Source organism: Protofrankia sp. Cj5, from assembly GCF_917627405.1.
In the GTDB taxonomy this organism is placed as follows: domain Bacteria; phylum Actinomycetota; class Actinomycetes; order Frankiales; family Frankiaceae; genus Protofrankia.
The window spans coordinates 17,361-28,100 of the sequence record NZ_CAKJTO010000071.1; the positions used below are offsets into that span (position 1 = coordinate 17,361).

Annotated in this window: 10 protein-coding genes; 5 read left to right on the forward strand and 5 right to left on the reverse strand. The window is 66.7% G+C overall.

What is annotated here, in order from left to right:
• Positions 1-23: 23 nt before the first annotated feature.
• The 5 genes from gyrB to dnaA form a co-directional block, all read right to left on the reverse strand.
• Positions 24-1,958 (reverse strand): DNA topoisomerase (ATP-hydrolyzing) subunit B, encoded by a 1,935-nt coding sequence (gyrB, locus tag MJ777_RS15535; RefSeq protein WP_239307969.1) that lies wholly within the window; start codon positions 1,956-1,958, stop codon positions 24-26.
• 275 nt (positions 1,959-2,233) lie between these two features.
• Positions 2,234-2,842, reverse strand: a complete 609-nt coding sequence (locus MJ777_RS15540) for a DUF721 domain-containing protein (RefSeq protein ID WP_239376984.1) — start codon at positions 2,840-2,842, stop codon at positions 2,234-2,236.
• Positions 2,829-4,070 (reverse strand): DNA replication/repair protein RecF, encoded by a 1,242-nt coding sequence (gene recF / locus MJ777_RS15545; RefSeq protein ID WP_239376985.1) that lies wholly within the window; start codon positions 4,068-4,070, stop codon positions 2,829-2,831. Before recF ends, MJ777_RS15540 begins: the two co-directional genes overlap by 14 nt.
• 1 nt (position 4,071) lies before the next feature.
• A complete protein-coding gene (gene dnaN, locus MJ777_RS15550; protein ID WP_239307966.1) occupies positions 4,072-5,229 on the reverse strand; it encodes a DNA polymerase III subunit beta in 1,158 nt (385 codons plus the stop codon).
• 615 nt (positions 5,230-5,844) lie between these two features.
• Positions 5,845-7,305, reverse strand: coding sequence for a chromosomal replication initiator protein DnaA (dnaA, locus tag MJ777_RS15555; protein WP_239348315.1), 1,461 nt, complete (start codon positions 7,303-7,305; stop codon positions 5,845-5,847).
• A 289-nt stretch (positions 7,306-7,594) separates the two neighbouring features.
• Here dnaA and rpmH point away from each other — a divergent pair, with 289 nt between their 5' ends.
• The 5 genes from rpmH (at position 7,595) to MJ777_RS15580 (ending at position 10,603) form a co-directional block, all read left to right on the forward strand.
• Positions 7,595-7,732: a 50S ribosomal protein L34 gene (gene rpmH, locus MJ777_RS15560; RefSeq protein WP_013871596.1), complete on the forward strand. Its 138-nt coding sequence runs from the start codon at positions 7,595-7,597 to the stop codon at positions 7,730-7,732.
• Between the two features lie 30 nt (positions 7,733-7,762).
• Positions 7,763-8,215 (forward strand): ribonuclease P protein component, encoded by a 453-nt coding sequence (gene rnpA, locus MJ777_RS15565; RefSeq protein ID WP_239307964.1) that lies wholly within the window; start codon positions 7,763-7,765, stop codon positions 8,213-8,215.
• The gene (gene yidD / locus MJ777_RS15570) at positions 8,212-8,664 is read left to right on the forward strand and encodes a membrane protein insertion efficiency factor YidD (RefSeq protein ID WP_239307963.1); all 453 of its coding nucleotides are present in this window, start codon (positions 8,212-8,214) and stop codon (positions 8,662-8,664) included. Before rnpA ends, yidD begins: the two co-directional genes overlap by 4 nt.
• A 12-nt stretch (positions 8,665-8,676) precedes the next feature.
• Positions 8,677-9,951 carry a membrane protein insertase YidC gene (gene yidC / locus MJ777_RS15575; protein WP_239376986.1) on the forward strand — a complete coding sequence of 425 codons (1,275 nt, stop codon included), beginning with the start codon at positions 8,677-8,679 and terminating at the stop codon, positions 9,949-9,951.
• 76 nt (positions 9,952-10,027) lie between these two features.
• On the forward strand, positions 10,028-10,603 hold the full coding sequence (locus MJ777_RS15580; protein WP_239307961.1) for a R3H domain-containing nucleic acid-binding protein: 576 nt from the start codon (positions 10,028-10,030) through the stop codon (positions 10,601-10,603).
• Positions 10,604-10,740 lie beyond the last annotated feature (137 nt).

Sequence of the window (10,740 nt, forward strand, 5' to 3'; positions counted from 1 at the left end):
AGGCGCCAGAGGCACCAGAAGTTCTAGATGTCGAGAAAGCGGACATCCTTTGCGTTACGCTGAATGAACGATCGCCGTGCGTCGACGTCCTCTCCCATCAGGACGGAGAAGAGCTCGTCCGCCACGGCGGCATCGTCCAGCGTCACCTGCAACAGGATGCGGCGGTCCGGGTCCATGGTCGTGTCCCACAGCTCGGTCGCGTTCATTTCGCCGAGGCCCTTGAAGCGCTGGATCGCGTCCTTGGGCAGTTTGCGCCCGTTCTCGATGCCATGCGTGATCAGGCCATCGCGTTCACGATCGGAGTAGGCGTACTGCCAGTCCTCACGACCCCATTTGATCTTGTAAAGCGGCGGCTGGGCGAGAAAGACATAGCCGGCCTCGACCAGTGGGCGCATGAACCGGAAAAGCAGCGTCAGCAGCAATGTCCGGATGTGCTGGCCGTCGACGTCCGCGTCCGCCATCAGTACGATCTTGTGATAGCGTAGCTTGCCCGCGTCGAAGTCGTCGTGGATGCCGCAGCCGAGCGCCTGGATCAACGCCTGGACCTCGGTGTTCTTCAGCACCCGGTCGATCCGGGCCTTCTCGACGTTCAGGATCTTGCCACGTAGCGGCAGGATCGCCTGGAATTTCGAATCGCGACCGCCCTTGGCCGAGCCACCCGCCGAGTCACCCTCGACGATGTAGAGTTCGCAACGTTCCGGGTCGGTGTACTGACAGTCCGCGAGCTTGCCCGGCAGGCCCGTCCCGCCGAGCAGACCCTTGCGGCGGGTCAGGTCACGAGCCGCGCGCGCGGCGATCCGCGCCCGCTGAGCGTCCAGGGCCTTGCTGACGATTGCTCGGGCCTCGACACGGTTGGCCTCGAGCCAGTCCTTCAGCGCCGAGTAGCACATCTCCTGGACGAACCGCTTGGCCTCGCTGTTGCCGAGCTTGGTCTTGGTCTGGCCCTCGAACTGCGGCTGGGCCAGCTTCACCGAGATGATCGCGGTCAGGCCCTCCCGGATATCGTCCCCCGCGAGGCGCTCATCAGGGTTCTTGCCGTTGGCCTTCGGTGGCTTGAGCAAGTTCTGGTCTTTGGCGTAGGCATTGACCGCGCTGGTCAGAGCGGCGCGGAAACCCTCTTCATGGGTACCGCCCTCGTGGGTGTTGATGGTGTTGGCGAAGGTGTAGACCGACTCGTTGTAACCGGCGTTCCACTGCATCGCGAGCTCGGCCTCGATGCCGGTGCCCTTGGAGTCCAGCGAGATGACGGTCTTGTGGATCGGGTCCTTGCTCGAGTTGAGATGATCGACGAAGTCGACGAGCCCACCCGCGTAGCAGTAGGTGATCTCGAGGGGCTCCTCGGGGCGCTCATCCCGCAGGCTGATCGCCAGCCCCTTGTTCAAGAACGCCATCTCCTGCAGCCGGCGGGTGAGCGTCTCGTACTTGTAGTCGGTCGTCTCGAAGATCGTGTCGTCCGCCCAGAAGGTGACCGTCGTACCGGTCTTCCTCGTCGACGCGCCCTTGGCCAGCGGTGCGGCTGGCCGGGTGTTCGCGTACGGCTGGAACCAGGTGAAGCCCTCGCGGCGGATCTCGACCTCCAGGCGGGTGGACAGCGCGTTCACCACACTCACGCCGACCCCGTGCAGACCGCCGGACACCGCGTAGGACTTACCATCGAACTTCCCGCCGGCGTGCAGGGTGGTCAGCACGACCTCAACCGCCGGACGTTTCTCCGTCGGGTGCTCGCCGACAGGGATACCCCGGCCGTTGTCAGATACTCGCACACCGCCATCGGCGAGCAGCGTCACAGCGATCGTGTCGCAGTAACCGGCAAGCGCCTCATCCACAGCGTTGTCCACAACCTCGTAGACGAGGTGATGCAGACCACGTTCGCCAGTGGAGCCGATGTACATACCCGGACGCTTGCGAACCGCGTCGAGACCCTCAAGAACCTTGATCGAACTTGCATCGTAGGCCACGCGGTATGTCCCCTCGTCCTCAACTGCGAACTACGCGAGAAGCGTCTCCTGATTCTACCTGGCCTCTCTGGCAGGAGGACGCTGGGTGGCCCCTGGTATGCACACAGCGCCACGAACAGCTTTCCATCGAACCCCCATACGCAGGCTTCCTCCGGATGACGCCTCCGGCGCGATCCGGGGACCCGGCGCTCCTGGCTGGCCACCGATCACGGGCCACCGATCACGGGCCACCGATCACGGGCCGCCGGCCAGGGGCCAGCGAACGGCCTGGTGAATCAGCCGTACGTGTCGCGGGGACCACGCCCGCCGGAGGCCTGCAGAGGGCCGTGCCGCCAGCTGGGCGCGGTCGGGCCGCGGACCACGATCCGGCGCACCACGCCCGGCCCAAGTTCCTTGTGCAAAGTGACCAGCAGCTGCCGGGACAACAGCCGCAGCTGCGTGGCCCAAGCCGTTGACTCCGCCGCCAGTTCCAGCTCGCCATCACACAACGAAACCGGATAGCAGCGCGATGAGATATTCGGGCCGACCAGCGTGTCCCAGCGAGCCAGGACCGTGGCGTCGGTCGCCCGGACCTCCCAGCCACGGTCCGCGAGCATCCGCTGTACCGCAGCGCCGAAAGCGACCGGTTCGGCCCACTCCCGTCCGGGCGCGGCCATTCCGGGCAGGTGCGGACGGCGTCGCGGCTCCCGCCCGGACCGATCGCCGCCATCCGTCCGCTCGGCGTTACGCCTGCCGGGCGCACTCAGCCCAGGACGTCGACCGGACGCCCGAGCACGGGCATCCTCCTTGGCCTGGGCGAGAACAAGACGGGCCAGGTCCGTGCCGCGCAGGGGGGCATGAGCGGCCGCCCACTCGCTATCGGTGCAGTTCTCATCCGGCGACATGGTCCACCCGCCCGTCCACGACTTCGAAACGCGCTCCGGCAAGCGTCACCGGTACGTCCGCGTCGACCGCTGCTGTCACCAGGACCTGCTCGGCTGGCATGACGAGCTCCGCCAGCCGGGCCCGACGGTGCGTGTCGAGCTCGGCGAATACATCGTCCAGCAACAGTACTGGTTCGCGTTGATCATCCCGCAACAGTTCGAATGATGCCAGTTTGAGCGCGAGCGCGAGCGACCACGACTCACCGTGGCTCGCGTATCCCCGTGCTGGCCGGCCGTTGATGAACAGCAACAGTTCGTCGCGATGCGGGCCGACCAGGGTCACCCCGCGTTCGATCTCCTTCGGCCTGAGCCGGGCGAGCTCGGCGAGCATCGCCTCCTCCAGCACGGCCCGGTCGCCCCCGGGCGTGCCGGCAATGGGCTCGCCCGGGATGGAGGCGCTGTGGGCACGGCCGATCAGAGCCTGGTCGGGAAGCCCGGCGAGAACCGTCGAATGGTACTCAAGCCTGGTCAGCGTCACCTCCCCGGCAGCCGAGATCGAGGCCGGGCTCCGAGTCGGCGCGGGGGACGAGGCCACCGCCGAGTAGGCGTTTTCCACCCTGGGCCGCAACGCCTCGACCAGCGCGCCACGCGCCGCCAGCAGTTCGGACCCGTACCGGGCAAGCTGCGCGTCCCAGACGTCCAAGGTACGTAGATCGCTTGTCCGGCCGCCGCGCCGGGCCGCCGCGGCCGTCCGCAGCAACGTCGACCGCTGGCGCAGCACCCTGTCGTAGTCGGCGAGCACACCGGCCAGCCGCGGTGTCCGGGCCACCAGCAGATCATCGAGGAAACGCCGGCGCTCGACCGGGTCACCTCGGACCAGCGCAAGATCCTCCGGGGCGAAGAGCACCATGACCAGCAGCCCCAGGAGGTCACGGGGGCGGCCAAGCGGAACCCGGTTGAGCCTTGCCCGGTTCGCCCGGCCCGGAATGATCTCAAGCTCCACCAGCGCGGCCCGGTCACCCCGCACTATCCGCGCGCGCACGGCCGCGCTCGCCGCGCCCTGGCGAACCAACGGCGCGTCTGAGGCCACTCGATGACTACCGAGCGTCGCCAGATAGCCAACGGCTTCCAACAGGTTGGTCTTGCCCTGCCCGTTGGAGCCGACGAACGTGGTCACCCCGGGCGCGAGCAACAGATCCAGCGCGGGATAGGACCTGAAGTCCATCAGCGACAGGTGCGTGAGATGCACGTCACCCGGACAGCCTGATCGGCATGAGCAGATACCGGTAGTCGGGAACCTCGCCGTCATCAGGTGCCTTGCCGGTGAGGATCGCGGGCTTCTTGGCGGCTTCCTCCGCGTCGTCAGCGCTCGCGAAACCGATGTGGACGACGTCGGACTCCACCGCGTTCAGACCGTCAAGCAGGTACGCCGGGTTGAAAGCGATCGACAGGTCTGGTCCGTCATAGCCGATCGACAGGCTCTCCCGGGCCTGCGCCTCACCACCAGCGCCGGCTTCAAGAACCAGATGATCGGCGGTGAAACCCAGCTGGACCGGAGCGGTACGCGCGGCGACCAGCGCGACACGTTTCACGGCCTCGGCGAACGGGGAGATCTCGATCTGCGCGGTCAACGGCGAGCTGTCCGGCAGCAGCCGCTGGTAGGCCGGGAACGATCCGTCCACCAGACGGGTTGTGGTCTGCTTGTCACCACCGGCGAAACCGGCGAGAGCCTCCCCGGACGGACCCGATCCGAGCGCGATCGCGACCTCCGCTCCCGACCCTGACAACGATTTTGCCGTGTCGCTGAGCGTACGCGCCGGCACCATCGCAATGCCCTCGACCGTTTCGGACGTAGGTCGCCACTTCATTCTCCGGACGGCAAGCCGATAACGGTCCGTAGCGGCCAGCGTGAGAGTCTCGCCATTGATCTCGAGACGGACACCGGTGAGCACCGGCAAGGTGTCGTCCTTACCCGCGGCCACCGCGACCTGGGAGACAGCTCCGGCGAAAGCGGTCCCCTCGATGTGACCGGTCACCGCCGGCATCGGCGGCAACGTCGGGTAGTCCTCGACTGACATGGTCGGCAGGGTGAAACGTGCGCTACCACAGGTAAGTACCACTCGGGCACCGTCGGTTGCCAATTCGATCGGCGCGGATGGAAGAGCTTTGGTGATCTCCGCGAGGAGCTTACCGGATACCAACGCCCGGCCCTCCTCGGCGATCGCCGCCGCTGTCCCGCACTGAGCGGCCACTTCGTAGTCGAAAGCGGCGATCTTCAATGCTGGACCGGTCGCGTCCAGCATAAGACCGGCAAGGACCTGAAGCTGGGAGGTCGCACGGGTCGGCAACGTGCGCGCCGCCCACGCCACGGCATCGGTGAAGTCGTCCCGTTCAACCCGGAACTTCATGATTCGCCCTTCTGGATGGTGCTGTTCGCGTGCACTGAGGCGTTCCAGCATCGCAGGCGTCCGCGCCGGGTGCGTCGCGGGGCTGGCATGGCGGGTCGGGGCCGCTCCGAGGCTGGAGAGCGCGTCGAAAACGGAAAGTGACTGATCAACGATCTTTATCGCGTTATCCCCAGGCCCCACTGGTTCTGGATTGTGTTTTCTGAGAAATGATCTAGTCCGTCGTAATAGTAGGGGCGGTGGATACTGGGGATAACCAGGCCGATCCGCAGCTCAGGGGGCTGATTGAGCGGTGCGGATGCTGTGGGTAACGCTGTGCACAGTGCCGGTGGTTTTCCACCGCCGGTCCGGTTGTCCCCAGCTGTGCCCCCGCTGTACAGAGTTTGTCCACTGTTTGTGCACAGTTTCTGCACAGCCTGTCCCCACTACGCAGCGCTTACGTCGGGGCTTCGCAGCAGTTTGCGGACACGCGGCGGGGGCCGGGATCAGACACGCCTGATCCCGGCCCCCGCTCCCCATATTCCACAGGGTTTTCCACAAGCTGTGCACAAGGCTCCACCGGTACACCGAGGCCGACGCGACCGTCTTCGGCCGCTCTCTACCCCGGATCCGCCCGGCTCATGCCTGTCGTGTCTGTGCCCGGATCCGGTTCGTCAATTCGGTGACCTGGTTGTAGATGGCACGGCGTTCGGCCATGAGCCCGCGGATCTTTCGGTCCGCGTGCATCACCGTGGTGTGGTCGCGGCCACCGAAGTGCTGACCGATTTTCGGCAGCGACAGGTCGGTCAGTTCCCGGCACAGGTACATCGCGATCTGTCGGGCGGTGACCAGGACCCGGCTGCGGGAGGTGCCACACAGGTCTTCCATGGACACACCGAAGTACGTCGCGGTCGCGTTCATGATTGCCGCAGCGGTGATCTCCGGGTCGGTCGCGTCCGGGATGAGATCACGCAGCACGATCTCGGCCAGGGTCCGGTCGACATGGGACTTGTTCAGGCTCGCGAACGCCGCGACCCGGATCAGCGCGCCCTCCAGCTCACGGATGTTGCGCTCGATATGCGTGGCGATGTACTCCAGCACGTCACCAGGGACGGGCAGCCGCTCGGTCGCGGCCTTCTTCGACAGGATCGCGATCCGGGTCTCCAGGTCCGGTGGGGTGACGTCGGTGATCAGACCCCACTCGAACCGGCTGCGCAGCCGGTCCTCCAGCGCGGACAGCTGCTTGGGGGAGCGGTCGGAGGAGATGACGATCTGTTTCTCGGTGTCGTGCAGGACGTTGAAGGTGTGGAAGAACTCCTCCTGCGTCCGTTCCTTGTTTTCCAGGAACTGGATGTCGTCGACGAGCAGCACGTCGATGTCGCGGTAGCGGCGCTGGAAGGCCTGCTGGCGGTCGTCCCGGATGGAGTTGATGAAGTCGTTGGTGAACTCCTCCGAGCTCACGTACTTCACTCGTGACTCTGGGTAGAGCTTCAGGGTGTAGTGGCCGATCGCGTGAAGCAGGTGGGTCTTACCGAGCCCCGAGTCACCATAAATAAACAGCGGATTGTACGCTTTTGCCGGCGCTTCGGCGACGGCCACCGCGGCCGCGTGCGGGAACCGGTTGCTGTCACCGATAACGAACGTCTCGAACACATACCGGGGGTTCAGCCGGGCCGGTTCGTACGCTCTGGGTGCTGGGTCGCGGCCGAGGCCCGGCGTGATCCGGGCGGCGGGAGGGGCCGTGACCGCCGGCTCCGGCAGCATGATCGGCCCGGTCATCGGCTCCGGGTCGGGCAGGTGCTCAACCGTGACTGCGACGCGGATTTCTCGTCCATAGGCTGTGGACAAAGCTGTGGACAGAAACGGTCGGAGGCGGGAGTCGAGCAGATCCTTGGTGAATTCGTTCGGCGCGGCGAGCAGTGCTGTGTCCTGAACCAAACCGAGTGGACGGGTCAGCCGCAGCCATGCCCGCTGCTGCCCTGACAGGGTACCGTCCGCCACGCCGGCGACAGCCTGTCCCCATACCGCGGACAGATCTGGTTCGCCGGCGGGCACCGGGCCTGCCATGCCGGCGAATGGGCCGGCGCTGAGGTCGGTCACGAGCGAGGCTCCTCCGGACGGTCGGGCGGTCGGGCACCTGATGGATGCGCCCGCCGAGGGGATAGTTCTCCACATGGTCGTCCACAGCTGTGTACGACCATGACACTCCACCCGGTGTGGCGCCCCTCCGGTGCCTCGGACAGCGGTTGTCACCGCCCTTCCCGCCCCAGTGACGCGAGGCTTGATAGTGTCAGGCGTCAGGTTGTGGCGACCATGGGCTGTTCGGTGTGTCCCGTGCCGCCGCTACCGTCCTTGTTGTCCTTTGCCCGTCTGTCGTCCGGAGTCTTCTGTGAGCAAGCGCACCTTCCAGCCGAACAACCGTCGGCGTGCCAAGACGCATGGGTTCCGGCTCCGGATGCGGACCCGTGCCGGTCGCGCGGTGCTCTCGGCCCGTCGCCGCAAGGGCCGTAGCGAGTTGTCCGCCTGAGATTCACCGCGTCGCGATCCTTCCCGCGTCATGCTGCCCGTTCGGAATCGTGTCCGAACCAGGGCCGAGCATGCTCAGGTCGGTCGCGGTGGGCACCGGATCCGCAGCGGTCCGCTTGTTGTCCACAGCCTGGCTGTGGACAACAAGGCTGGCAGCCATCACCCTGTGGATAACGTGAATGCACCGGCCGCTCTTTCTCCCCCACGGGTGGGTTTTGCCGTGGGCCGCAAGGTGGGTAACGCTGTCGTTCGCAACCGGGTTCGCCGGAGGCTCCGCGAGCAGATGCGCGCCCGATTGGATCAGGTACCGCCAGGGACGTTGGTGATCGTGCGTGCTTTACCGGACAGCGCCACCGCATCCTCGGCTGAGCTCGGTCGTGCCCTTGACCGGGCGTTGCGCGAGCGAGCGTCCCGCGGTCGCTCCGGTAGCGCAACCGGGCAGCGGGACAGGCCTGCCGCAGCTGTCGACCGGCACCGTCGATGACTACGGGCACCTGCGGTCTTCTCGTGCTCGGCCTGCTCACGGCGGCTGACCTGGCCGCGGCGACCCACATCGCGGCCACGATCGCGCCGCGGGTGTCTCGTGGTTCTGACGGTACGGTACGCAGCCCACTCGCCTGGCTGCTGCTTACTATGATCAGGATCTATCGGACGGCCTGTTCTGGGCGCACTACAGGCGTCTGCCGCTTCGAGCCGTCCTGTAGCGCTTACGGACTTGAGGCAGTGCGCCGTTACGGGGGGGTCCGAGGCGGTCTGTTGACCGCCTACCGGCTGCTGCGGTGCCAGCCGATGTCCGCCGGCGGCTATGACCCGGTCCCGACGCGCAATGTGGTCCCGACGCGCGACCCGGGCTCGGGTCACGCCCCCAAGCACCCGCACAAGCCGACCGCGTCCCACCCTGGCACGAGGGCCAGCCGTGGCACGAGGGTCTAAGGAGACAGGCCAGTGTTGGATCCCCTCTACCATCTCGCGGCACACGCGATCGTCTTCTTCCACGGTGGCTTCGGGCCGATCTTCGGTCAGGACAGCTTCTTCGCGTGGTCGTTCTCCGTTGTCCTGCTGGTGGTCTGTGTCCGTATCCTGATCTTTCCTCTGTTCGTCCGGCAGGTGAAGTCGCAGCGGACGATGCAGCTGATGCAGCCCAAGATCAAGGAAATCCGGGAGAAGCACGGGCATGACAAGCAGCGGATGAACGCTGAGATCATGGCCTTGCAGAAGGAGCATGGCAACCCACTGCTCGGCTGTCTGCCGATCGTGTTGCAGATCCCGCTGTTCATCTCGTTGTTCCATGTGTTCAGCCATCTTCAGCCGGTGATGCGGCCGGGCGGCGTGCTGGAGTGGGCGCCCCGGGTGGGGCTGTCCGCCCATCAGGTACAGCAGATCGCCGAGGCCAAGCTGCTCGGTGTCTCACTGTCGACCTCGTTCACCTCGTCATCGAGCTTTCTCGACTTCGTCCAGGCCAACGGGACGAACGTCAAGATTTTTGCGGTCGTCCTGATCCTGCTCATGGGCGCGACCACGTTCCTGACCCAGAAACAGATCATGGCGCGGGCCGGGTCCGTTGACCCGCAACAGGCGATGGTCCAGAAGGTGCTGCTTTACGGCTCGCCGGTGATGCTGGCGGTGTTCGGCTTCCGCTTCCCGATCGCTGTCCTGCTCTACTGGCTCACCACCAACCTGTGGAGCATGGGCCAGCAGTTCTTTGTCATCAAGAAGATGCCGCCGCTGCTGTCGCAGGCGGCGAACGGGCGCGTGCCCGGCACCCGGGTGGAGACCGGCAATGCCAAGGGCAAGACGCTCGAGCCGCCGGCGCGGCCCGCGCCCGGAGCACGCCCGGCGCCCGGTGCCCGTCCCACGGCGAAGGCCAAGAACCGTCCCAAGCCCACCGCGGACGCGTCAGCCACGGATTCGTCCGCCGATCCCTCGCCCGCGGCATCCCTGACCAAGGGCACGAACAAGTCCACCGGCAAGGCTCCGCCCGGCACCCGTTCGCCCGGAAGCAACGGGCGGCCTTCCACGGTGGCTGGCAACCCGGCTGGCAGGGTGTCGCCAGCGGCCGAGAACGGTTCCGTCCAGGACAACCGGACGGTGCCGGACGGCGAAGCCAAGACCCATTCGGCGGGTGCACCCGGGGTGGCGGCTGGCGCACGGCGTCCCCCCGGCGGTTCCCGTCCCGCCAAGCGGCGCGGGAAGGGCGGGCGGCCCGGGGGGCGGCGTTGACCGGCTCCCGCGGCCATCGGATTCCCGCCCGCCGGACCTCCGGCAACAGACGTCTACCCTCGAAGGAGCTGTTCTGATGACTGGTTCGGCACCCGAGCTGACCGCCGACAGCGCTGGGGCTACCGAGGGCGGTGACCCGGTTCCGGCCCCGGCCCCGGCCGCTGAGACGCCGGTGAACGGTCGGCAGCGTATCGCCGATCTGGAGCAGGAGGGCGAGATCGCGGCGGACTATCTGGAAGCTCTGCTCGACATCGTGGACATGGACGGTGACCTCGACCTCGACGTGGAGGGGGAGCGGGCTGTCGTCGCCGTCGTAGGGGAGGGCCTGGAGCTCCTGGTGGGTGCCCGGGGGGAGACACTGGAGGCGTTGCAGGAGCTCACCCGGCTCGCGGTGCTCCAGAAGACCGGCGTTCGCAGCCGGCTCATGTTGGATGTCGGTGGTCACCGTGCCCGGCGCCGTGCCGAACTGCGAGAGCTCGCCACAGCGGTCGCCGCGCGGGTGCGGGCCGGCGGCCAGCCGGAGAAGCTGAAGCCGATGACGCCGTTCGAGCGCAAGGTCGTTCATGACCTCATCGCGACGCTGGACGGTGTGGCCAGTGAGTCCGAAGGGGAAGACCCCCAGCGCCGGGTGGTCATTCTCCCCGCGGGCTGACTGCCTTCCTGTCCGCCTGTCCGCCGTGATCCGCTGAACATGGCAGACAGGCGGTGTGTCGCGTCCGCTCCTGGCGTTGCGCGGCGAGCCGGAATGACGATCTCAAACGCGCTCTGAGGGTAGGACGGCCGTCCTAA